35 protein-coding genes are annotated in these 20,713 nt (G+C 70.0%); 2 read left to right on the top strand and 33 right to left on the bottom strand.

Annotation, left to right across the window (positions count from 1 at the left end):
* Window positions 1–146 precede the first annotated feature (146 nt).
* The 16 genes from rpmJ to BQ6202_RS01170 all read right to left on the bottom strand — a co-directional run bounded on the left by rpmJ (window position 147) and on the right by BQ6202_RS01170 (window position 10,699).
* Complete coding sequence (gene rpmJ / locus BQ6202_RS01245; protein WP_056734976.1) at window positions 147–260, bottom strand: 50S ribosomal protein L36; 114 nt, start codon at window positions 258–260, stop codon at window positions 147–149.
* 63 nt (window positions 261–323) lie between these two features.
* Window positions 324–545: a translation initiation factor IF-1 gene (infA, locus tag BQ6202_RS01240; protein ID WP_072312769.1), complete on the bottom strand. Its 222-nt coding sequence runs from the start codon at window positions 543–545 to the stop codon at window positions 324–326.
* 127 nt (window positions 546–672) lie between these two features.
* The gene (locus BQ6202_RS01235) at window positions 673–1,575 is read right to left on the bottom strand and encodes a BtaA family protein (RefSeq protein ID WP_072312770.1); all 903 of its coding nucleotides are present in this window, start codon (window positions 1,573–1,575) and stop codon (window positions 673–675) included.
* Between the two features lie 6 nt (window positions 1,576–1,581).
* The gene (locus BQ6202_RS01230; protein WP_072312771.1) at window positions 1,582–2,700 is read right to left on the bottom strand and encodes a mannitol-1-phosphate 5-dehydrogenase; all 1,119 of its coding nucleotides are present in this window, start codon (window positions 2,698–2,700) and stop codon (window positions 1,582–1,584) included.
* A complete protein-coding gene (locus BQ6202_RS01225; RefSeq protein WP_072312772.1) occupies window positions 2,700–3,131 on the bottom strand; it encodes a PTS mannitol transporter subunit IIA in 432 nt (143 codons plus the stop codon). The genes BQ6202_RS01230 and BQ6202_RS01225 overlap by 1 nt, the downstream gene beginning before the upstream one ends.
* 7 nt (window positions 3,132–3,138) lie before the next feature.
* Entirely contained in the window at window positions 3,139–4,716 is a 1,578-nt protein-coding gene (locus BQ6202_RS01220) for a PTS mannitol transporter subunit IIBC (protein WP_072312773.1), read from the bottom strand.
* A gap of 46 nt (window positions 4,717–4,762) precedes the next feature.
* Window positions 4,763–5,017 carry an HPr family phosphocarrier protein gene (locus BQ6202_RS01215; protein ID WP_072312774.1) on the bottom strand — a complete coding sequence of 85 codons (255 nt, stop codon included), beginning with the start codon at window positions 5,015–5,017 and terminating at the stop codon, window positions 4,763–4,765.
* 79 nt (window positions 5,018–5,096) lie between these two features.
* The gene (locus BQ6202_RS01210) at window positions 5,097–5,852 is read right to left on the bottom strand and encodes a hypothetical protein (protein WP_143143606.1); all 756 of its coding nucleotides are present in this window, start codon (window positions 5,850–5,852) and stop codon (window positions 5,097–5,099) included.
* Between the two features lie 47 nt (window positions 5,853–5,899).
* Window positions 5,900–6,757 (bottom strand): ABC transporter ATP-binding protein, encoded by an 858-nt coding sequence (locus BQ6202_RS01205; protein WP_072313157.1) that lies wholly within the window; start codon window positions 6,755–6,757, stop codon window positions 5,900–5,902.
* 29 nt (window positions 6,758–6,786) lie between these two features.
* The gene (locus BQ6202_RS14675) at window positions 6,787–7,425 is read right to left on the bottom strand and encodes an ABC transporter ATP-binding protein (RefSeq protein WP_072312776.1); all 639 of its coding nucleotides are present in this window, start codon (window positions 7,423–7,425) and stop codon (window positions 6,787–6,789) included.
* A complete protein-coding gene (locus BQ6202_RS14670; protein WP_072312777.1) occupies window positions 7,422–8,522 on the bottom strand; it encodes a hypothetical protein in 1,101 nt (366 codons plus the stop codon). Before BQ6202_RS14670 ends, BQ6202_RS14675 begins: the two co-directional genes overlap by 4 nt.
* Window positions 8,519–8,917, bottom strand: coding sequence for a hypothetical protein (locus BQ6202_RS01190; RefSeq protein ID WP_072312778.1), 399 nt, complete (start codon window positions 8,915–8,917; stop codon window positions 8,519–8,521). Before BQ6202_RS01190 ends, BQ6202_RS14670 begins: the two co-directional genes overlap by 4 nt.
* Entirely contained in the window at window positions 8,905–9,447 is a 543-nt protein-coding gene (locus BQ6202_RS01185) for a hypothetical protein (protein WP_072312779.1), read from the bottom strand. Before BQ6202_RS01185 ends, BQ6202_RS01190 begins: the two co-directional genes overlap by 13 nt.
* 97 nt (window positions 9,448–9,544) lie before the next feature.
* Window positions 9,545–10,135, bottom strand: coding sequence for a stage II sporulation protein M (locus BQ6202_RS01180; protein ID WP_072312780.1), 591 nt, complete (start codon window positions 10,133–10,135; stop codon window positions 9,545–9,547).
* Between the two features lies 1 nt (window position 10,136).
* Window positions 10,137–10,415 (bottom strand): uberolysin/carnocyclin family circular bacteriocin, encoded by a 279-nt coding sequence (locus tag BQ6202_RS01175; protein ID WP_083586794.1) that lies wholly within the window; start codon window positions 10,413–10,415, stop codon window positions 10,137–10,139.
* A complete protein-coding gene (locus tag BQ6202_RS01170; RefSeq protein WP_072312781.1) occupies window positions 10,415–10,699 on the bottom strand; it encodes a helix-turn-helix domain-containing protein in 285 nt (94 codons plus the stop codon). Before BQ6202_RS01170 ends, BQ6202_RS01175 begins: the two co-directional genes overlap by 1 nt.
* Window positions 10,700–10,854: 155 nt before the next feature.
* Between BQ6202_RS01170 and BQ6202_RS01165 the strand changes: the two genes are divergently transcribed.
* Together BQ6202_RS01165 and BQ6202_RS01160 are read left to right on the top strand one after the other, a co-directional pair.
* Window positions 10,855–11,328, top strand: a complete 474-nt coding sequence (locus BQ6202_RS01165) for a helix-turn-helix domain-containing protein (RefSeq protein WP_072312809.1) — start codon at window positions 10,855–10,857, stop codon at window positions 11,326–11,328.
* Window positions 11,273–11,695, top strand: coding sequence for an ImmA/IrrE family metallo-endopeptidase (locus BQ6202_RS01160; RefSeq protein WP_072312782.1), 423 nt, complete (start codon window positions 11,273–11,275; stop codon window positions 11,693–11,695). The genes BQ6202_RS01165 and BQ6202_RS01160 overlap by 56 nt, the downstream gene beginning before the upstream one ends.
* Window positions 11,696–11,699: 4 nt before the next feature.
* Here BQ6202_RS01160 and map read toward each other — a convergent pair whose 3' ends face one another.
* The 17 genes from map to rplV all read right to left on the bottom strand — a co-directional run bounded on the left by map (window position 11,700) and on the right by rplV (window position 20,706).
* Complete coding sequence (map, locus tag BQ6202_RS01155) at window positions 11,700–12,533, bottom strand: type I methionyl aminopeptidase (protein WP_072312783.1); 834 nt, start codon at window positions 12,531–12,533, stop codon at window positions 11,700–11,702.
* Window positions 12,530–13,111 (bottom strand): adenylate kinase, encoded by a 582-nt coding sequence (locus BQ6202_RS01150; protein ID WP_072312784.1) that lies wholly within the window; start codon window positions 13,109–13,111, stop codon window positions 12,530–12,532. The genes map and BQ6202_RS01150 overlap by 4 nt, the downstream gene beginning before the upstream one ends.
* Window positions 13,112–14,443 carry a preprotein translocase subunit SecY gene (gene secY, locus BQ6202_RS01145; protein ID WP_072312785.1) on the bottom strand — a complete coding sequence of 444 codons (1,332 nt, stop codon included), beginning with the start codon at window positions 14,441–14,443 and terminating at the stop codon, window positions 13,112–13,114.
* Window positions 14,444–14,504: 61 nt separating this feature from the next.
* A complete protein-coding gene (rplO, locus tag BQ6202_RS01140; RefSeq protein ID WP_072312786.1) occupies window positions 14,505–14,969 on the bottom strand; it encodes a 50S ribosomal protein L15 in 465 nt (154 codons plus the stop codon).
* On the bottom strand, window positions 14,962–15,150 hold the full coding sequence (gene rpmD / locus BQ6202_RS01135; RefSeq protein WP_072312787.1) for a 50S ribosomal protein L30: 189 nt from the start codon (window positions 15,148–15,150) through the stop codon (window positions 14,962–14,964). Before rpmD ends, rplO begins: the two co-directional genes overlap by 8 nt.
* Window positions 15,147–15,869, bottom strand: coding sequence for a 30S ribosomal protein S5 (gene rpsE / locus BQ6202_RS01130; RefSeq protein WP_083586796.1), 723 nt, complete (start codon window positions 15,867–15,869; stop codon window positions 15,147–15,149). Before rpsE ends, rpmD begins: the two co-directional genes overlap by 4 nt.
* Window positions 15,866–16,237 (bottom strand): 50S ribosomal protein L18, encoded by a 372-nt coding sequence (rplR, locus tag BQ6202_RS01125; protein ID WP_072312788.1) that lies wholly within the window; start codon window positions 16,235–16,237, stop codon window positions 15,866–15,868. Before rplR ends, rpsE begins: the two co-directional genes overlap by 4 nt.
* Complete coding sequence (gene rplF / locus BQ6202_RS01120; RefSeq protein ID WP_072312789.1) at window positions 16,237–16,773, bottom strand: 50S ribosomal protein L6; 537 nt, start codon at window positions 16,771–16,773, stop codon at window positions 16,237–16,239. The genes rplR and rplF overlap by 1 nt, the downstream gene beginning before the upstream one ends.
* A gap of 6 nt (window positions 16,774–16,779) precedes the next feature.
* Window positions 16,780–17,178, bottom strand: a complete 399-nt coding sequence (gene rpsH, locus BQ6202_RS01115; protein ID WP_072312790.1) for a 30S ribosomal protein S8 — start codon at window positions 17,176–17,178, stop codon at window positions 16,780–16,782.
* 81 nt (window positions 17,179–17,259) lie between these two features.
* Window positions 17,260–17,820, bottom strand: coding sequence for a 50S ribosomal protein L5 (gene rplE / locus BQ6202_RS01110; RefSeq protein ID WP_072312791.1), 561 nt, complete (start codon window positions 17,818–17,820; stop codon window positions 17,260–17,262).
* Entirely contained in the window at window positions 17,813–18,184 is a 372-nt protein-coding gene (gene rplX, locus BQ6202_RS01105) for a 50S ribosomal protein L24 (protein ID WP_072312792.1), read from the bottom strand. The genes rplE and rplX overlap by 8 nt, the downstream gene beginning before the upstream one ends.
* A 3-nt stretch (window positions 18,185–18,187) precedes the next feature.
* Complete coding sequence (gene rplN / locus BQ6202_RS01100; RefSeq protein WP_072312793.1) at window positions 18,188–18,556, bottom strand: 50S ribosomal protein L14; 369 nt, start codon at window positions 18,554–18,556, stop codon at window positions 18,188–18,190.
* A 27-nt stretch (window positions 18,557–18,583) separates the two neighbouring features.
* Window positions 18,584–18,868: a 30S ribosomal protein S17 gene (gene rpsQ / locus BQ6202_RS01095; protein WP_072312794.1), complete on the bottom strand. Its 285-nt coding sequence runs from the start codon at window positions 18,866–18,868 to the stop codon at window positions 18,584–18,586.
* Window positions 18,868–19,176: a 50S ribosomal protein L29 gene (gene rpmC / locus BQ6202_RS01090; RefSeq protein ID WP_072312795.1), complete on the bottom strand. Its 309-nt coding sequence runs from the start codon at window positions 19,174–19,176 to the stop codon at window positions 18,868–18,870. Before rpmC ends, rpsQ begins: the two co-directional genes overlap by 1 nt.
* Window positions 19,176–19,595, bottom strand: a complete 420-nt coding sequence (rplP, locus tag BQ6202_RS01085; RefSeq protein ID WP_072312796.1) for a 50S ribosomal protein L16 — start codon at window positions 19,593–19,595, stop codon at window positions 19,176–19,178. The genes rpmC and rplP overlap by 1 nt, the downstream gene beginning before the upstream one ends.
* Window positions 19,595–20,338: a 30S ribosomal protein S3 gene (gene rpsC, locus BQ6202_RS01080; protein ID WP_072312797.1), complete on the bottom strand. Its 744-nt coding sequence runs from the start codon at window positions 20,336–20,338 to the stop codon at window positions 19,595–19,597. The genes rplP and rpsC overlap by 1 nt, the downstream gene beginning before the upstream one ends.
* Window positions 20,338–20,706 carry a 50S ribosomal protein L22 gene (gene rplV, locus BQ6202_RS01075; protein WP_072312798.1) on the bottom strand — a complete coding sequence of 123 codons (369 nt, stop codon included), beginning with the start codon at window positions 20,704–20,706 and terminating at the stop codon, window positions 20,338–20,340. Before rplV ends, rpsC begins: the two co-directional genes overlap by 1 nt.
* Between the last annotated feature and the right edge of the window lie 7 nt (window positions 20,707–20,713).

The raw sequence follows: 20,713 nt of genomic DNA, 5'->3' as shown, positions 1-20,713 counted from the left end.
GTGTCTCCTAAGGAGTGGATGAGAGGTATGGAGCAGCGGAGGTGCCTGGGCCTCTCCCCAAGGTGTCGCCCTCTTCCGAGGACTCTGACCGCTGCTGTGTGCTGTTGTTCAGTTGTGTCCCGCGCCGGTGGCGCGAGCGCCGGGCGTCAGCCCTGGCGCTGCTTGTGGCGGGGGTTCTCGCAGATGACCATCACGCGACCGTGCCGGCGGATCACCTTGCACTTGTCGCAGATCCTCTTGACGCTGGGGTTGACCTTCATGTTCTCTTCCTCGCTGGCCTCGTGCTCGCGCGGCGCGCGAGCCGTTCCTTGTCCAGCAGCCGGTTACTTGTAGCGGTAGACGATGCGTCCGCGACTGAGGTCGTAGGGGCTGAGCTCCACGATCACTCGGTCCTCCTGGAGGATGCGGATGTAGTTCTGCCGCATCTTGCCGGAGATGTGCGCGAGCACAACGTGTCCGTTCGAGAGCTCGACGCGGAACATCGCATTGGGGAGCGCCTCGATCACCGTGCCTTCGATCTCGATGACGCCGTCTTTTTTGGCCATAGCCTTCTTCTGCAAGTTTCTCGGTTGCCGGTCATGCGAGTGACGTGCGCAGAGGGCGCACGACACCAACGGTCAACTCTACGCGTATCCGGCGCTGACGTGCAAGCCGGGCGTGTCGAGGCGTCGCTCAGCCGGTCGAGCGCTGCACGACGATGCTCCCCCAGAGCATCGCGCGATCGCGCCGCGCGCGCTTCGCCGCGTCGTCATCCATCGTGGTCGCGAAGGAGCGCGCGATCACCGGCCCGCCCGGCACGACGGCACGCAGCGCCGCCTTCCGGAGGTCTCGCACCCAGCGCTCGTCGGCGCCGTCGATGACGTTCGAGAGCGTCACGGCGTCGTAGGCGCCGTGACCGACGCGCTCGAGGTGCTCGAGCAGCGGCTCCTCGATCCAGGTGATCGCGTCGGGCGACACCCTGGGCGGCTGGTGCCCCGGCATCTCCTCGCCGAGCAGCAGCCTCCAGGCGAAGGGGTTCTCCTTCGGCGCGTGCTTGCGCAGCGCTCGGGCGATCCGCCCTCGGATCGCCTCGTCGAAGTGCGGCGGGATCGGCGTGGCGAAGTCGCGCAGGACGAGCGCCGAGAGCGTGCCCGCCGGCCCGAGCATCGTCTTGAGGATCGACGCGAGGGTGCGGTTGTCGAGCCTCGTCTTCCACGCCTCCGCCGCCTTGAGCGGATCGCCCTCCTGCAGGAACTGACGCATCCGCCGCCGCGCCCAGGCCGGGCTCGCCGCCTTGATCATGCCGCGTCCGAGGTCGATGAGGCGCTCGGCGGCGCCCGGCTCGAAGTCCGCGCCCGCGACGCGGCGCCGCGCGTACTGCAGCTGATGGTGGTTGGAGCCGATCGCCGTCACCCGGTGGCCGGCGTCGGCGAGGGCTGCCGCCAGCTCGCCTGCGCCGCCGGAGACGAGCACCCGGCTGGCTGGCGCGAGCTCCTCCAGCTCGATGCGGGGGTCCGACCAGTCCCAGCCGTGCAGCAGTCGCTGCCGGGGGCGCGCGCTCGAGCGCCCCCGGCTCCGAGTGCCGCGGCTCAGCACGCTCGGCTAGCCCTTGGCGGCGGCGACGAGCGCCGTCAGCTCGTCGTGCAGCGCGCCCGGCTCCACGCCGCTCACCTGCTCGACGAACGCGCCCGGCTCGAGCTCGGCGAGCAGCCGCTGCAGCTCGAGGGCCTGCTCGTCGTCGGCGGCATCGAAGCGCAGCGCGGCGGCGTAGGCGGCGACGAGACCGTCGGCGCGCTCCCCGCGCTCGAACAGCTCGACGGCCGGCTGCACGAACCGCTCGTTGCGCGAGAGCTTGCGCAGGGGCTGCCGCCCGATGCGCTCGCAGGTGTCGGGCAGTGCCGGGTTCTCGAAGCGCTCGATCGCGCGCGCCACGTAGGCGGCATGCTCGGCGGCGTCGAAGCCGAACTTCGCCAGCAGCAGCCGGCTGGTGTCGGCGAGCGCTGCCTCGACGGCGGCGCGGATCTCTGGCTCCTGCAGCGCTTCGGCGATCGTCGGGACACCGGCGTTCCAGCCGGCGTATGCGGTCGTCGCGTGACCGGTGTTGACGGTGAAGAGCTTGCGCTCGATGAAGGGGGCGAGGTCGTCGACGAAGTGCGCGTCCGGGATCGTCGGCGCCGCGCCGGCGAACGGCGTGCGGTCGATGGACCACTCGAAGAAGTCCTCCACGACGACGTCGAGACCGGCGGGGTCCTGCGGCGGGATGATGCGGTCGACCGCGGTGTTGGCGAACACCGCGCGCTCCGCCAGCTCCGGCGCTCCTTCGAGCACCCAGTCCCGCAGGGTGTCCGTCGCGCCGATCGCGTTCTCGCACGCCATGACCGCGACCGGGTCGCCCGTGCGCTGCGCGAGCCCCGCTCGGATGACCGGCGCGATGAAGCGCATGACCGTGGGGCCGACGGCGCACGTGACGACGTCGGCCTCAGCCACGGCTCGCGCGGCGCCCTCCGGATCGGCGCTGGAGTCGATGCCGGTGAAGCCCGTGACCGTGTGCACGGTCGCATCCGGCCCGACCTCGCGCACCTGGTACGCATCCGCCGTCTGCAGCATCTCGATCAGCGCTGCGTTGACGTCGACGAAGGTGACCTCGTAGCCGGCGCGGTGCAGGATCAGCCCGACGAAGCCGCGGCCGATGTTGCCCGCGCCGAAGTGGACGGCCCGCATCACTCGTTGACGTCGCCGAGCAGCTCGAGGATCGCTGCGGGATCGGCCGCCTGCTCGAGCTTCGCCACCTCGTCCTCGTCGGCGAACACGATCGCGATCTTGGACAGGATCTCTAGGTGGCCGCCGTCCTTGCCTGCGATGCCGATCACGAACTTCACCGGGTTGCCGTCCCAGTCGATCGGCGTCTCGTAGCGAGCGACGGACAGCGCCGAGTCGAGGATGGAGTCCTTCGACTCGTTCGTGCCGTGCGGGATGGCGAGCAGGTTGCCCATGTACGTGGACACGCTCTGCTCGCGCTCGCGCATGGCGTCCGCGTACTCCGGGGTCACGGCGCCCGCGGCGACGAGCATGTCGGCCGCCTCCTGGATCGCCTCGTCCTTCGTCGAGGCCTTCGGGGTCGTGGTGATCTGCTCGAGGGTGAGGACGGCCATGGTGCTCCTATTCGCTCTGGTTCGACTCGCCGACGAGCTTGACGACGTCGTCGTACTTCGGGCTGTTCATGAAGTTGTCGACCGACACGTGGGTGGCGTGGTCGTTGCGCTGACGAGCGCGGGCGGTGAGGTCCTGGTGCGTGACGATCAGGTCTTCCGTGCCGTCGAGGTTCGCGATCGAGACGTTCGTCACGTCGACGCCCTCGATGCCCGCCTTCTTGATCTTGCTGCGCAGCACGCTCGCGCCCATCGCGCTCGAGCCCATGCCTGCGTCGCACGCGAAGACGATCCTGCGGATCGGCTCGGCCGCGACCGCGGGCTCGTTCGTCTCGACCGCCGTGGCTGCCGCCGCGCCGCCGGCGGCAGCGCCACCCGCCGCGAGGTTCGAGAGGTGCTCGGACTTCCGGCCCTTCGCCGCCTCGGTCTTGGCGATGGCCGCCGAGAGGTCACCGGCGCCCTCGCGCTCGAGGTCCCGCTTGCGCGAGGCGCGCAGGATGACGGCCGCGACCGCGAAGGTGACGGCCGTCGCGATGACGACCGAGAGCAGCACGCCGACGAGGTTGCCGCCGCCGACCAGCGCTGCCTGGACGCCGACCGCGAAGATGCTGCCAGGGGCGGCCGGGCCCGCGAGGCCCGTGCCGAGCAGCATGTTCGTCGCGACGCCCGAGGCGCCGCCGAGCACGAGCGCGATGATGAGCGTCGGCTTCATCAGCGCGTAGGGGAAGTAGACCTCGTGGATGCCGCCCGCGAACGAGATGATCGCGGCGCCCGGTGCGGTCGCCCTCGCTGCTCCGACGCCGAAGACGGCGAAGGCGAGCAGCAGCCCCAGGCCCGGGCCGGGGTTCGCCTCGAGCAGGAACAGGATCGACTTGCCGTCGGTGGCGACGTCGGTCGTGCCCAGTGGCGTGAGGACGCCGTGGTTGATGGCGTTGTTGAGGAAGAAGACCTTCGCGGGCTCGATCAGCAGGGACGCGATCGGCAGCAGGCCCGTCTCGACCAGCCAGCCGACTGCCCCGCCGACGACCGTCATGATCCAGTTGACGACCGGAGCGACGACGTAGAAGCCGAACAGGCCCATGAGGAACGCCACGATGCCGGCCGAGAACATGTTGACGAGCATCTCGAAGCCGGCCTTGACCTTGCCGTCCCACAGCTTGTCGAGCTGCTTCATGACCCAGGCCGACAGCGGGCCGAGGATCATCGCGCCGATGAACATGTGGACCTGGCCGAGCTCCGCGGCACCCTCAGCGGGCGGGTTGGCCTCGTTGAAGGCGGCGATGAGCAGGTCGGAGCCCGCGATCGCGCCCATGACGGCGAACGCGCCGACAACGGCGCCTCGCGTGTCGTACACCATCCGGCCACCGGTGCCGGCGATCAGGATCGGCAGCAGGTAATGGATCGTCGGGCCGACGATGGAGGCGAGGTCGGCGTTCGGGAACGGACCGACATCGATGAAGAGCGCCGTGATGATGCCCCAGGCGATCAGCGCGGGGATGTTGGGCATGATCATGCCAGAGAGGAACGTGCCGAACTTCTGGATGGCGACGCGAGCGCCACCCGAGGTCGGTGCTGCCGTGGTGGTCATCGATGACTCCGTGCTGGGTGGGTGATGCGGGGTGATGCCGAGGTGGTCAGGCGTCGTGGTCGGTCGCGAGCAGCTGCTCGAGCTCGTCGAGCGCCGACTCGTCGTCGGAGTCGATCGTGACCGTGTCGCCCTTGCTGACGCCCAGCGAGATGACCGAGAGGATGCTGGCCGCGTTGACCTGCTTCTCGCCCTTCGTGATCGTGACGGGGCTGCCGGCCTTCGCCGCCGCCTGCGCGAACAGCGAAGCAGGGCGTGCGTGCAGGCCGTTGGCAGACTCGACGGTGACGGTGCGCTCAGCCATGGTGCTCCTTCGAAGATCAGGGCCGGGCGGCCCGTAGTGCGAGTCACGCTACCACCGGCGGGGGTGCGATCCGGTCAACTCAGCGCGGCTGAGCAGCGCGCATCCGGAGCCCCGCCGCGAGCGCCGCCGCGAGCGTGCAGATGGCGATGGTCGCGACGGCGATCGCCAGGGCCTGCGCGGAGATCGGCAGCAGCAGCGCCCCGCCTCCGGCACCCGCCTCGCCGACCGCTCGCAGCGCCTGCCCCGGCAGCGCCCAGCGCGCTGGATCGAGCTGCAGCTGCGCCAGGAGCCCGGCGAGCGCCGGCTCGACAACGACGGGCATGCCCACGCCGACAGCGATCGTCAACAGGGGTGAGCGCGTGGCGTGCGCGAGGCACAGCATCCACAGGCCCCAGATCGCCGTCACGACGACGTGCGCGCTCGCCGCCAGCGCGAACGAGCCTGGGTCGAAGCCTGCGAGCGCTCCCGCGCTCACCGCGGCGACGGTGGCCGCGAGCAGGCCGAGGAGGACGCTCGCCCCGAGCATCGGCACCCCGCCCGCCAGCGCTCGCGGCAGCGCGCGCGGCTCGCTCAGCACCGGCTGCAGCCACCCGCCATCGCGATACGGGCCGGCGATCGCGACCGCGGCGAGCAGCGCCACCGCGATCGGTGTGGCTGCGCCCCTCGAGATGCTCATGGTCGAGAGCTCGAGCGGTTCGACGCCGGAGAGCTGCGTGGCGATGCCGCCGCTCGTGATGCCCCCTGCCAGCGAGCCGACGACGGCGAACACCAGGACCCAGCCCTGCCGTCGCCCCCGCAGCAGGCCGCGCAGCTCGGCCGTCATGCTCGCGCGCATCCTGCGCCACCTCGGCCTCCCAGCCCGGCCGTCGTGCGAGCCCGCGCTCACGGCGCCGCCTCGATCGCCGTCGCGAACGCCGCGCTCAGCGTCGTGCGCCTGGGAGTGAGCTCGGTGACCAGCACTGCGGCGTCGGACGCCACCCTCGCGATCTGCTCGGGTGTCAGCGCCCGGACGGCGACGGCTCCTGATGCGCGCGACCGGACCGTCGCGCCAGCGGCGCGCAGCGCATCCGCGAGCCGGGCTTGATCGAGCGAGCGGACGATCGTGACCTCCGCGGCGCCCGCTCGCAGGAACGGCTCGGCCGCCCCGGCATACCGCACCCTGCCCTCGTGCAGGCACACCACACGATCGAGCAGGGGCTCGATCTCGTCGAGTGCATGGGCAGACAGCAGCACCGCGCCGCCGTCGTCGGCATGCGCGCGCAGCAGCTCGGCCAACCATCGCCTGCCCTCGGGATCGAGCCCGTCGAAGGGCTCGTCGAGCACCAGGATGCCGGGGCTCGCCACGAGTGCTCCGGCGATCGCGAGCCTTCGTCGCATGCCGAGCGAGTAGGCGCGCACCGGCTGGGACACCGCGGTGAGGCCGACGCTCTGGAGCACGCTCGCTGCTGCGGTCGCGTCAGCACCCGCGCGGAGCGCGAGCGTGCGGATGTGCTGCTGCGCGGTCACCCACGGGGCCGCCCCGAGCGAGTCGGGGCAGAACCCGACGGTGCGCAGAGGCTCGTCGAGCTCTGCGTACGGGACGCCCGCCATCCGCGTGCGTCCTCCACCGCGCTCGAGGCCGAGCATGCATCGGATCGTCGTGGTCTTGCCAGAGCCGTTCACACCGATGAAGCCCGTCACCGCGCCCCAGGGTGCGTGGAACGACACCTCGTCGAGGACGACGCGATGGTCGTAGCGCATGCTGAGCTCCTCCACCTCTATCGCCGGTCTCACGCGTGCCCTCCTGCGCTCGGCGACGAGGCTGGCTCCGGCATGGCCACTCGGATAGGCCGCGCACGCCACGAGCGCTGCGCATGATCGACGAGCAGCACGACGCGGGTGGCCGACCATGCCTCGATCCTCGCCGCGAGCCGTGCAGCCGCGGCGGAGTCGAGGCCGAGGAACGGCTCGTCCAGCAGCAGCACGCGCCGGTCGCCCAACGTGGTGAGCGCGTTCCACGCCCGCCGGGCCTCTCCGGTCGACATCCGCCCCGCAGGCTCAGCCAGCAGCGGCCGCAGACCCTCCAGGTCGAGGGCCTGGATCGCCGCGCCCGCTGAGACCCCTGCTGCTCGCGCGAAGAGACCGGCGTGCACGCGAAGCGTCACGGGAGCGAGGAACGAGACGGCGCAGCGAGTGACGGCCCGAGCGCGACGCGCCTCGTCGCTCCCCGCGGGCCAGCCGCCGACGCGGACCGAGCCGGCGCGCGGCAGGAGGGAACCCGCGAGCACATCGATGAGCGTGGACTTCCCCGAACCGTTCAGGCCTTCGACGAGCACGAGCCCCGGCGCGTCGACGCGCAGGTCGGGCAAGGCGACCGCGCGCGCTCGCCCTGGCAGGGTTCCCGCGCCCTGCACCTCGAGCTCGCTCACCGCAGCCGCCGGACGAGCACGACGTGCACGGCGCCCACCAGGACCGCGAGCACCAGCAGCTGGAGCGCGTCTGGCACCTGCTGCGTCGCGACCACCAGCGCGGGCGTCGCGCACGCACCGTAGACGAGCAGCCGCGCGAGCGCGTCCGTCGGGACGGGTTCGAGGATCACCGCGATGCCAGCGGCGAGCAGCGCGCAGCTGACGATCGCACCCGACGGCCACGCGAGTTCCTCGTCGAGCACGCCGCCCAGCACCGCACCGACCGCTGCCCCGACCGGCACCGCGATCAGCAGCAGCCCACCGACGGCGCTCGCGCTCAGCACCCACGGCCGTGCTCCCACCGAGCAGAGCGCCCGGCCGAGCCTGAGGCCGGGCCTCCCATCGAGGAGCAGGACATCGCCGCTGCACCAGACGGCGATCGCGAAGACCGCGAGGTGGACCGCTTGGGCAGGCACAGCCGGAGCGGCCAGCGACTCCTGCACCGCGACCCCAGCGCCGCACAGCGCACACACCGCCGCCAGCTTGGTCGCCGCCCGGACGAGCGGCCGTCGCGCCCATGCGGTTCGCGCGAGTGCTCGAGCCAGGGCGACGGCGGCCAGTGCGCCGACGAGGGTCGCGGAGAGGACGGTCAGCGACGCCGACGACGCACCGCGCACGCCCAGCACGAGGGATGCGAGCAGCCCGACCAGGGCGGCCAGGAGCGCACCGGGTGCCGCTGTGAGCAACGACGCGCGTCGCTCTATCCCGCGCTCGAGGCCGAGCGCGTGCAGCAGCGCGCGCTCCCTCAGCAGCGCAGCGGCCAACCCTGACGGACCGCCGAGCAGCTGGCACAGGCTCGGCAGCACCGCGACCGCCGCGCCCACTGCTGCTGCCACCGCTCCTGCACCCCACGCGCGGGTCGCGGTGTCGAGCGCGACGGCGACCAGGAGAGCGACTCCGCCGCCACCCGTGACGGCAGCGACGACGATCGGCGCGCGGAGCTGCCACAGCAGGGCCGGAGGCAACCATGCGGGCATCGTGCTCACGAGGATGACCTCGACCGTGCGCGCGGCCTCGCCCTGTCGCCATGGGACCCGCATGAGGCCGGGCGCCGTCATCGGCTCGAGCGAGCGGGTCTGCGCTCCCAGCCCATGCCGTGGTAGACGACCGTGAGGATCGAACCGAGGAAGAGGAAGCCCGCGCAGGCCGTCGCCCACTCCACGAGCCCCAGACCGATCGCGGCGGATGCCACGAGGCTGAGCGCCATCGTGGGGATGCCGGTGCCGATCAGGCGCAGCCGGCCGCTGACGATCGCCGGCAGCGCGGCGGCCAGCGCGAGCGCGCCCAGCGCGATCGACAGCGCGGTCGCGAACCAGACGCGACCAGCGGGCAGGTCGGACACCGCGATGCCGGCGAGCACGGCCGCGCTCAGGACGAGGGAGCCCGCCGCCAGCAGCCTGACGCCGGTCGCGGTGTACGGGAAGAGGCCGAACAGCTTGGCTACCCGAGGCACAGCAGCCCCCCGATGATGATCCCGGGAACCGCGGCTCGCAGGTACGCGCGCCACGAGGAGCGCGCAGCGCTGAAGGCAGCAGGGGCCGCCGCGGCGACCACGAGCGCGATGATCCAGAGCGGCCAGGATCGTTCCACGGCCACGACGCCGGACGCCAGGGCCCACGCCTGCTGACCGAGCACGAGGGCACCGTAGACGATCCCGGCGACACCCACTCGAAGCCTTCCACCGATGGCGGCTGGGCCGAGCAGCCGCTCGAGCACGCTCGCGAGCACCGCCAGCAGGACCAGGACGAACAGCTGCAGCGCGAGGGCTCCGACAGCGCCCATGGAGACCGCCATGCCAGCCATGGCCGGATCGTCGAGCTCGGTCACCTGCTCGCTCAGCAGGGTCTCCGCCATCGCGATGGCCGCCGGCAACCGCAGCAGCAGCAGCGCTGCCGCGATGCCGAGGATGATCGCCCAGGCGCCGGCGGACGTCGTTCGCCTGCGCGCGATGGGCTGCGCTTGGGACAGGTGGTCGGTGATCATGGTCCTCCTCAGGAAGGGCACGCGAGGGCGTGCCCTGTACGGGTCGGTCTCGGTCGGATCGGAGCTGCACGGCAGCCGCGCGCCAGCTGGGCCGTCATCAGGTGAGTGCGGAGATTGCCGCGGTCTCGATCGCGGCGCCGAGCAGGATGAGCGCTGCGCCGATCAGCCCGACGCCGAGCGCAGGCGGGATGGCGACGGTGTACCCGTGGGCGAACCGCGCCCGAGGCCGGCCCAGCACCTGGCGGCATGCGTGCACCGTCGGCAGCACGCCTGCCGTCGCTGCCATCACGATGCCGGCGAGCTCGAACACGATGTACGCACTCACGCGATCGAGGGTCAGCGGGAGGCCCAGCGACGCGACGACCGACGCCCCGGTGAAACCGACGATCATCGCGCTGACCGGCAGCGAGAGCAGCGTCGGTATGCCCAGCAGCGGGATGCCTGCGGTCAGCAGCCCCGCGACCGACAGGTTGCGCGCGGCGATGCCCAGGAACGATGGGTCTTCGACCAGCGGGCCGATGTCGACGTCGCCAGCCGCGACTGCCGCGACGTTCAGCGACGTCAGCGCTCCCGATGCCAGCCATGCGACGCAGGCGACGCCGGCGAGCAGCCCGGTCACGAGCGCGGCCGACAGCGCGATCGATCCGCGCATCGTGCGCGCCTTCTCCCCGCCGTCGACCGCGTCCATGTCAGGCGATCGCCACTGCGCGCAGCTTCTTCCTCAGGTATGCGGCCACCACCCCGGCGATTGCGCTGATGACGCCGCCACCGAAGATGGCGATGACGACGGCGAGCGCCGCCCCGCCGATCTCGATCGCCCTGACGATCTGCGACGCTGCCGCGCCGGAGATCCCGAGCGATCCAGCCACCCACGCGAGCGAGAATCCCGCGATCGCGATGCCGACGATGCTGACGGCTGCGGAGGCGCTCCAGACCGCGGCGCGCCCCTTCTTGGTCTTGATCTCCATCATGCTCCTTCTGTGTCTCGCCCGAGCGTCGGGCGCTCGCTCCGCTCGGAGCGAGGTCGGTGCGCGTCGCGTGCGACGGCGGCCTCATCTGCATCCCGCAGGCTGGTCGCGAGGATGCCTGTCAGTCGGGCGACGAGCTCGGGCGACGGGACGACCGCCCCCTGCTCGATGCTGTGCACGATCGATTCCGGGAGCGCGGCTCGCTGGGCGAGCTCGGCTGCGCTGACTCCGGCGCTGCGCCGAAGCGCGGCGAGCGAGGCACCGATGCGCGATTCGACCGTCATGTCGGAAACAGTGCCACGTTTTCCACGCACGCGCCAGGAGTTCTCCACAGTTGGCTCCAGATATCACGGCGTTATGTCGAAGATCTGTCGAAGAGTGCCCGCGGACACCCATCAGCGTGCGGATAACCTAGGCACGAGAGAGACGAGGCTGACGGATGTCCATCCACCTACGGGGCGCGAGCGCAGCCGAGCGCGCCCACTACGCAGCCCTCGTCCGGCCCGCGCGGCTTCGACGCGGCCTCAGCCAGAAGGCGCTCTCGGAGCTCGCCGGCGTCGATCGCACGACGGTCAGCAACATCGAGCGCGGGGCGGGTGCTCCGCAGGAGGACGTCCTGCGCCGCCTCTTCTCCGCGCTCGGGCTCGCGACCGACGCGCAGCAGCTCGATCCCGAGATCGAGCTGTGGACGGCGGTCATGGCCGAGCTGCTCTCGCACGTGCCGGGCGATCGCAGGCACCTCGCAGCGGATGCGGCGATCGCGACGCTCGCAGCGCACGTGCGCGCCGGCGCGGTGTCACCGGGTGGGGCTACGGTGACCGCCATCCACCAGGAAGGCATCAGCGAGGAGGACGTCCGTGGACTTGCGGCTCGGCGTGGCGTCCCTCGACGGGAGCAGCCCCACGCTGACTGAGCTGCTGCGGCTGTGCCGTCAGCTCCAGGTCGATGTCACCTGCGCTCCCCTGCCGGCCGACTGGCTCGGCGCCTACGACCACCCGCGCCGACGCATCCTGCTCGCCCGCGGCCTGACTCCCATCGAGCAGCGCTCGGTGCTGGCGCACGAGCTCGGCCACGCCGTGTTCATGCATGCTGGCACCTCCGCGGCAGGCGAGCGGGCCGCGGAGCGCTTCGCGGCGCGCGTCCTCATCGACCCGCAGCAGCTGGCTGCAGCGTGCACGTGGGCGCACGATGATCAGGAGCTCGCGGAGGAGCTCGGCGTGACGGCCGACGTGCTCCGCGCCTATCGCGATCTCGTGCTGGGAGGTCGTACCGCGGCGTAGTCGCTCAGCGCTCGGGGATCGGCACCGGCACGATCCCGTAGGGCGCGAGGCCCGCCAGGCCGCCGTCGAGCGCCGTGAGCACCCAGATGCCGTCGCTGTGGACCGCGACGGAGTGCTCCCACTGGCAGGCGTCGCTGCCGTCGGCGGTCCGCACGGTCCAGCCGTCCGCATCCGTCGCCGATCCCGTGGAGCCGGCGTGGATGATGGGTTCGACCGCGACGCACAGGCCAGGCTTGACCGCGGGACCCACGACCCGCGTGCGGTAGTTGAAGACCGGCGGCTCCTCGTGCATCGCCCGCCCGATGCCGTGGCCGATGTAGTCGTCGCTGATGCCGAAGTCGCTGTTCGCCTCGACGTGATCCTCGACCGCGGCGCCGACGGCGCCGAGCTGCTTGGCAGAGGCCAGGGCGGCGATCCCGTCCCAGAGCGCCCCCTCGGTGACCTCGCTCAGGTGGGCGCGCGCATGCGCGACCGCTGGGTCGCCCCCGGGCACGAGCACGGTGATGGCAGCGTCGCCGTGGAAGCCGCCGATCGTGGCGCCGCAGTCGACGGTGACGAGATCGCCCGGCTCGATGGGGCGCGCATCCGGGATGCCGTGCACCACCACATCGTTGATGTTGACGCAGAGCGTGTGCTGGTAGCCGGGTTCGAGCTGGAAGTTCGGCACCGCGCCGTGCTCGCGGATCACGCGCTCCGCGAGCGCGTCCAGCGCGAGCGGCGTGACGCCCGCAGCGATCTCGCGCTCGACGGCTGCGAGCGCCAGTGCGGTGATGCGCCCGGGCTCGCGCATCGAGGCGAGCTCGCGGCGCGACTTGTAGAGCCCGCGTCGGAGCATCAGGCGGAGATGCCTCGCTCGGCGAGGCCGGCGAGGATGCGCTCGGTCACCTCGTCGACGGCACCGATGCCGTCGACCTCGACGACGAGGCCGCGCTCGCCGAAGATGGCGATGAGGGGCGCCGTCTCGCGCTCGTAGACCTCGAGGCGGTGGCGGATGACCTCTTCGCTGTCATCGCTGCGCCCCTGCTCCTGTGCTCGCGCCAACAGGCGGCGCACGACCTCGTCGGTGTCTGCGACCAGGCGCACGACGCCATCGAGCTGCTCACCGCGACGCAGGTTGACGCCGTCGAGGAACTCCACCTGACCGGCAGTCCGGGGGTAGCCGTCGAGCAGGTAGCCACCCTCAGCGTCGGTCTGCGCGAGGCGGTCGTCGATCAGCTCGTTCGTCAGCGAGTCGGGCACGTACTCCCCCGCATCGAGCATGGCGGAGACGCGCTGACCGAGCTCGGTCTGCTCCTTGATGTTCTGGCGGAAGATGTCGCCGGTCGACACGGCGGGGATCCCGAGCGTGTCGGCGATCCGAGCGGCCTGCGTGCCCTTGCCAGCCCCGGGCGGGCCCACGATGAGGAGGTTCGGCATCTAGCGGATGAGCCCTTCGTAGTGGCGCTGCTGCAGCTGCGCGTCGATCTGCCGGACCGTCTCGAGGCCCACGCCGACGATGATGAGGATCGAGGCACCGCCGAACGGGAAGTTCTGGTTCGCGCCGACCGTCGACAGCGCGATCAGCGGGATGAGCGCCACGATGCCGAGGTAGAGCGAGCCCGGCAGCGTGATGCGCGTCAGGACGTAGTCGAGGTACTCAGCGGTCGGGCGACCTGCGCGGATGCCGGGGATGAAGCCGCCGTACTTCTTCATGTTGTCGGCCACCTCCTCCGGGTTGAAGGTGATCGCCACGTAGAAGTAGGTGAAGCCGACCACGAGCAGGAAGAACACCAGCATGTAGAGCGGCGCGTCGCCGGACGTGAGGTTCGCCTGCACCCACAGGACCCACTCGGGGGGTGCGGTGCCGTCGGTCGGCGTGCTGAACTGCGCGACGAGCATCGGCAGGTAGAGCAGCGAGGAGGCGAAGATCACGGGGATGACGCCGGCCATGTTGACCTTGATGGGGATGTACGTCGACTGCCCGCCGTACATGCGTCGACCGACCATCCGCTTCGCGTACTGCACGGGGATGCGGCGCTGGGACTGCTCGACGAACACGACGGCGGCCATGATGATGACGCCGACGACGAGCACCATGGCGAAGGTGTTGGGGCCCTCGGTCTGGAAGATCTGACCGAGCGCCGTCGGGAAGGTCGCGGCGATCGAGGTGAAGATCAGCAGCGACATGCCGTTGCCGATGCCTCGCTCGGTGATCATCTCGCCGAACCACATGATGAGGCCGGTGCCGGCGGTCATGGTGAAGATCATCAGCGTGATCGACCACCAGGAGTCGTTCGTCAGCAGGTTCTGGCACTGCGGGAGCGCCGTGCCGCCGGTCTGGGAGAACAGCGCACCGGAGCGGGCGACCGTGATCAGCGTCGTGGACTGCAGCACGGCCAGCGCGATCGTCATGTAGCGCGTGTACTGCGTCAGCTTGGCCTGACCCTGCTGGCCCTCCTTGTGGAGGGTCTCGAAGTGCGGGATCACCACGCGCAGCAGCTGCGTGATGATCGACGCGGTGATGTAGGGCATGATGCCCAGCGCGAAGATGCTCAGCTGCAGCAGGGCGCCGCCCGAGAAGAGGTTGACGAGCTGGTAGAGACCAGTCGCCGTCTGGTTGGCTGCGATGCACTCCTGCACGTTGCCGTAGTCGACGAACGGCGCGGGGATGAACGACCCGAACCGGAACAGCGCCACGATGGCGAGCGTGAAGAGGATCTTCCGACGCAGATCGCGCGTCTTGAAGATCCTTGCGATGGCACTGAACACGTGCAGCCTTCCAGAGAATGGCAATCGGGGCGGTCCGCGCACGGACCGCCCCTCAGCCTACTTACTTGACCGAGCCGCCTGCGGCCACGATCTTCTGCTCAGCCGCGGCCGACACCTTGTCGACCGTGATCGTGAGCGCCACCGTGAGCTCGCCACCGGCGAGCACCTTGACCAGCTGGTTCTTGCGGACCGCGCCCTTGGCGACCAGATCCGCGACGGTGACCTCGCCGCCGCCGGGGAACAGCTCGCTCAGCTGGCCCACGTTGACGACCTGGTACTCGGTGCGGAACGGGTTCTTGAAGCCGCGCAGCTTCGGAGCGCGCATGACGCTCGTCAGCTGGCCGCCCTCGAAGCCGGGACGCACGGAGTAGCGGGCCTTCGTGCCCTTGGTGCCTCGACCGGCCGTCTTGCCCTTCGATGCCTCACCGCGACCGACGCGCGTGCGGGCGGTCTTCGCGCCCGGCGCCGGCCGGAGGTGGTGGACCTTGAGCGACGGCAGCTCGGCCGACTCGTTCTTGTCAGTCATTCTCGATCTCCTCGACCTTGACGAGGTGCCGCACCGTGTTGACGTAGCCGCGGTTCTGCTGGTTGTCCTCGCGCTCGACCGACTGGCCGATGCGCTTGAGGCCCAGCGAACGCAGCGTGTCGCGCTGGTACTGCTTCTCGCTGATCACGGACTTCGTCTGCGTGATCTTCAGCTTGCTCACTTGGATGCCGCCTTCGCGATCTCGGCCTCGTGCTTCGTGTGCTCCGCCTCGGCACGGAGCAGGCGCTCCGGCACGACGCGGTCCACGTCGAGACCACGACGGGCAGCGACGGCGCGCGGCTCTTCGAGCATGCGCAGCGCCTCCACCGTCGCGTGGACGATGTTGATGGAGTTCGACGAGCCCAGCGACTTGCTCAGCACGTCGTGGATGCCGGCGCACTCGAGGACGGCGCGGACCGGGCCGCCCGCGATGACGCCGGTACCGGCGGCAGCGGGACGCAGGAGCACGACGCCAGCGGCGGCCTCGCCCTGCACCGGGTGCGGGATCGTCTTAGCGATGCGCGGAACGCGGAAGAAGTTCTTCTTCGCCTCCTCGACGCCCTTCGAGATGGCCGTCGGGACCTCGCGCGCCTTGCCGTAGCCGACGCCGACCATGCCGTCGCCATCACCCACGACCACGAGGGCCGTGAAGCTGAAGCGGCGACCGCCCTTAACGACCTTCGAGACGCGGTTGATCGTCACGACGCGCTCGAGGAACTGGTTCTCCGTGCGGTCGTCGCGACGGCCGCGCTCGTTGCGCGTGCCGCGGTCGCGGCTGCCGCGACGCTGCTCGCGGGGCTCGTCGCGGTGGTCGGCCGACTGGCCGGCCTCAGCCGCGGGAGCACCAGCAGCCTGCTGCGTGGTGTCCGTCACCTGCGTGTCCTTGTTCTCTTCGCTCACAGTCCCAGCCCTGCCTCTCGTGCGCCGTCGGCGATCGCGGCGACGCGACCGGCGTAGCGGTTGCCGCCGCGGTCGAAGACGACCGACTCGACGCCTGCAGCCTTCGCACGCTCAGCGATGAGCTCGCCGACGCGCTTGGCCTTGGCCGTCTTGTCGCCGTCGTGTCCGCGGAGGTCAGCCTCCATGGTCGACGCCGAGGCGACGGTGATGCCCTGCGAGTCGTCGACGACCTGCACGAAGACGTGACGTGCCGAACGGGTGACGACCATGCGCGGCACCACAGCGGTGCCGACGACCTTCTTGCGGAGGCGTGCGTGACGACGGCCGCGGGCAGCCGACTTGCTCTTGCCTCGGGTACCGATGCCCATCACTTACCAGCCTTTCCAGCCTTGCGGCGGATCTGCTCGCCTGCGTAGCGAACACCCTTGCCCTTGTAGGGCTCGGGCTTGCGCAGCTTGCGGAGATTCGCGGCCACTTCGCCGACGGCCTGCTTCGAGATGCCGCTGACGGTGACCTTGTTGTTGCCCTCGACCACGAACGTGATGCCGGCAGGCGGCTCGACGTTGATCGGGTGCGAGTAGCCGAGCGCGAACTCGAGGCCCGTGCCCTTCGCCGCCACGCGGTAGCCGGTGCCGACGACCTCGAGCGACTTCGAGTAGCCGTCCGTCACGCCGACGATGTCGTTGGCGATCAGGGTGCGGGTGAGGCCGTGCAGCGAACGCGACTCGCGCTCGTCGTCGGGCCGGGTGACCTGCACCTGGCCGTCGGCGACCTCGACCTGGATCGGCTTCGCGATGCGGGTCGTGAGCTCGCCCTTGGGGCCCTTGACGGTGACGACGTCGTCGTTCACCGAGATGTCGACACCCGAGGGGATGTCGATGGGGAGACGTCCGATTCGTGACATGTCAGATCACCACACGTAGGCGAGGACTTCCCCGCCCACGCCCTTCTGCTCGGCCTCACGGTCGGTGAGGAGCCCAGAGCTCGTGGACAGGATGGCGACGCCGAGGCCGCCGTGCACCTGGGGGATCTCGGTCGATCGCGCGTAGACGCGCAGACCGGGCTTCGAGACCCGCTTCAGGCCGGCGAGCGCGCGCTCGCGGTTCGGGCCGTACTTGAGGTTCAGCGTCAGCGACTTGCCGACGCGAGCGTCCTCGATCTTCCAACCCGAGATGAAGCCCTCGCGCTCGAGGATCTCGGCGATGCTCGCCTTGAGGTTCGACGACGGCAGCGTGACCTCGTCGTGCATCGCCGTGTTGGCGTTGCGCAGACGCGTCAGCATGTCGGCGACCGGATCGGTCATCGTCATGGTGTTCTCCGTTCTGGTTTCGCTGCCCGTTCCGCGGGCAGCGACCTTGAATTCAGCTCGGCGCCGGCGGCGCCGATGGGGTCAGGACTTGAAGGGGAAGCCGAGCGCCTTGAGCAGCGCGCGACCCTCGTCATCCGACTTCGCCGTCGTGACGACGGTGATGTCGAAGCCGCGGACGCGGTCGATCTTGTCCTGGTCGATCTCGTGGAACACCGACTGCTCCGAGAGGCCGAACGTGTAGTTGCCGTTGCCGTCGAACTGCTCGGGGCTCAGGCCGCGGAAGTCGCGGATGCGCGGGAGCGCGAGCGTCAGCAGACGGTCGAGGAACTCCCACATGCGGTCGCCGCGCAGCGTGACGTGCGCGCCGATCGGCATCCCGTCGCGCAGCTTGAACTGCGCGATCGACTTCTTGGCGGCCGTGACCTTCGGCTTCTGGCCGGTGATCAGCGTGAGGTCGCGCACAGCGCCCTCGATCACCTTCGAGTCGCGCGCGGCCTCACCGACGCCGGTGTTGACGACGATCTTGGTCAGGCCGGGCACCTGCATGACGTTCGAGAAGCCGAACTCCTCCTGGAGCTGCTTCAGGACCGTCTCGCGGTACTGCTGCTTGAGCCTCGGCAGGCGCACTGCGGTGTCAGTCATTGCTCTTGATCTCCTTGCCCGACTTCGTCGCGACGCGGACCTTCTGCGGGATCGAGACGCCGTTCTTCTCGACGGTCTTGACCTCGGCGCGGACGCGCGTGGGCTTCTTCGACTCGGGGTCGACGAGCGCGACGTTCGACACGTGGATCGGGGCCTCGTGGGTCTCGATGCCACCCGTGCGGGTGCCGCGGTTGGTCTGGCCGACCTTGATGTGCTTGGTGACGAGGTTGACGCCCTCGACGATCACGCGGTTCTGCTCGCGCAGGACCTCGATGACGCGACCGGTCTTGCCCCGGTCGCCGCCGCGCGACTCGCGCGCTCCGGCGATGACGACGACGAGGTCGCCCTTCTTGATGCTGGCCATGGGTCAGATCACCTCCGGTGCGAGCGACACGATCTTCATGAAGCGCTTGTCGCGGAGCTCGCGACCGACGGGTCCGAAGATGCGAGTGCCGCGAGGGTCGCCATCCGTCTTCAGGATGACGGCTGCGTTCTCGTCGAACTTGATGTACGAGCCGTCGGGACGGCGCGTCGACTTCACCGTGCGGACGACGACGGCCTTGACCACGTCGCCCTTCTTCACGTTGCCGCCGGGGATGGCGTCCTTGACCGTGGCCACGATGGTGTCACCGAGGCCGGCGTAGCGACGGCCGGAGCCGCCGAGCACGCGAATGGTCAGGAGCTCCTTGGCGCCGGTGTTGTCGGCCACCTTGATGCGGGATTCCTGCTGGATCATTGTCTAGATCTCCTTCGAGGCCGAGGCCTACTTGGCCTTCTCGAGGATCTCGACGACGCGCCACCGCTTGGTGGCGGACGTCGGACGGGTCTCTGCGATCAGGACGCGGTCGCCGATGCCGGCGGCGTTCTGCTCATCGTGGGCCTTCACCTTCGAGGTCTTGCGGAGCACCTTGCCGTAGAGCGGGTGCTTGACGCGGTCCTCGACCTCGACGACGACGGTCTTCTCCATCTTGTCGGAGGTGACGTAGCCGATGCGCGACTTGCGGTAGCCGCGCTGGACGGTCTCGTCCTTGGGCTGCTCAGTAGCCATCAGTTGTCCTCAGCCTTCTCAGCCTTCTCGGCCTGGTCGGCCTTCTTCGACTTCTTCTTGTCCGCAGCCTTCTCGACCGGCGCCGGCGAGGCGCTGATGCCGAGCTCGCGCTCGCGGATCACGGTGTACAGCCGCGCGATGTCGCGCTTGACAGCCCGCAGGCGGCCGTGCGACTCCAGCTGGCCGGTGGCCGACTGGAAGCGCAGGTTGAACAGCTCTTCCTTGGCCCGCTTCAGCTCGACGACGAGACGCTCGTCATCCAGGGTGGCGAGCTCGGCGGGCATGAGCTCCTTGGAACCGATCGCCATTATGCGTCAGCCTCCTCGCGCTTGATGATGCGTGCCTTGAGCGGCAGCTTGTGGATGGCTCGCGTCATCGCCTCACGCGCGAGCTGCTCGTCGACACCGGCGACCTCGAAGAGGACGCGGCCGGGCTTGACGTTCGCGACCCACCACTCGGGCGAGCCCTTGCCGGAACCCATGCGGGTCTCAGCGGGCTTCTTCGTGAGGGGACGGTCGGGGTAGATGTTGATCCACACCTTGCCGCCGCGCTTGATGTGGCGCGTCATGGCAATACGTGCGGCCTCGATCTGACGGTTCGTGACATAGGCAGGCGTCAGGGCCTGGATGCCGTACTCACCGAACGACACCGCCGTGCCGCCGGTGGCCTGGCCACGGCGCTTCGGGTGGTGCTGCTTGCGGTGCTTGACTCGACGGGGAATGAGCATTACTTCGCCTCTGATCCTGCTGCGGCCGGAGCTGCGTCGCGACGGGGTCCACGACGCTCGCGCTGCGGCGACTTCTGGTTCGCCTGCTCGCGAGCGAGCTCGCGGTTGGTGAGCTCACCGTTGTAGATCCAGACCTTGACACCGATGCGACCGAAGGTCGTGCGGGCCTCGTAGAAGCCGTAGTCGATGTTCGAGCGCAGCGTGTGCAGGGGCACGCGGCCCTCGCGGTACTGCTCGCTGCGGCTCATCTCGGCGCCGCCGAGGCGACCCGACACCTTGATCTTGACGCCCTTGGCGCCGGCGCGCTGCGCCGACTGCAGGCCCTTGCGCATCGCGCGGCGGAACGCCACGCGAGCGCTGAGCTGCTCGGCGATGCCCTGCGCGACGAGCTGCGCGGAGCCCTCGGGGTTCTTGACCTCGAGGATGTTCAGCTGGATCTGCTTGCCGCTGAGCTTCTCGAGGTCGGCACGGATGCGCTCGGCCTCGGCGCCGCGGCGGCCGATCACGATGCCCGGACGGGCGGTGTGGATGTCGACGCGCACGCGATCCTTGGTGCGCTCGATCTCGATGCGTGCGACGCCTGCGCGGTCGAGGCTGGTCGTCAGCATCTTGCGGATGCGGATGTCCTCAGCCACGTAGTCGGCGTAGCGCTGTCCCGGCTTCGTCGACTCGGCGAACCAGCGCGACACGTGGTCGGTGGTGATGCCGAGGCGGAAGCCGTACGGGTTGACCTTCTGTCCCATTACTTCTCGTCCTCCGTGGTCGGCGTCGCGAGCACGACGGTGATGTGGCTCGTCCGCTTGTTGATGCGGAACGCGCGACCCTGTGCACGCGGTCGGAACCGCTTGAGCGTGGTGCCCTCATCGACGAACGCGCGGGCCACGTACAGGTCCTGCTCGTCGAGGAACTCGTTCGCAGCGTCTGCCTTGACCCGAGCGTTGGCCACCGCCGAGGCGACGAGCTTGTACACGGGCTCCGAGGCGCCCTGCGGGGCGAACTTCAGGATCGCGAGGGCCTCTTCGGCCTGCTTGCCGCGGATCATGTCGACGACACGGCGGGCCTTCTGAGGGGTCACGCGGATGTGACGAACGCGAGCGATCGACTCAACCATTGCCTTC

The organism is Agrococcus sp. Marseille-P2731, from assembly GCF_900117395.1.
In the GTDB taxonomy this organism is placed as follows: domain Bacteria; phylum Actinomycetota; class Actinomycetes; order Actinomycetales; family Microbacteriaceae; genus Agrococcus.
The sequence above is the reverse complement of the archived record's forward strand: the minus strand, read 5'-3'. Positions and strand labels throughout refer to the sequence as shown.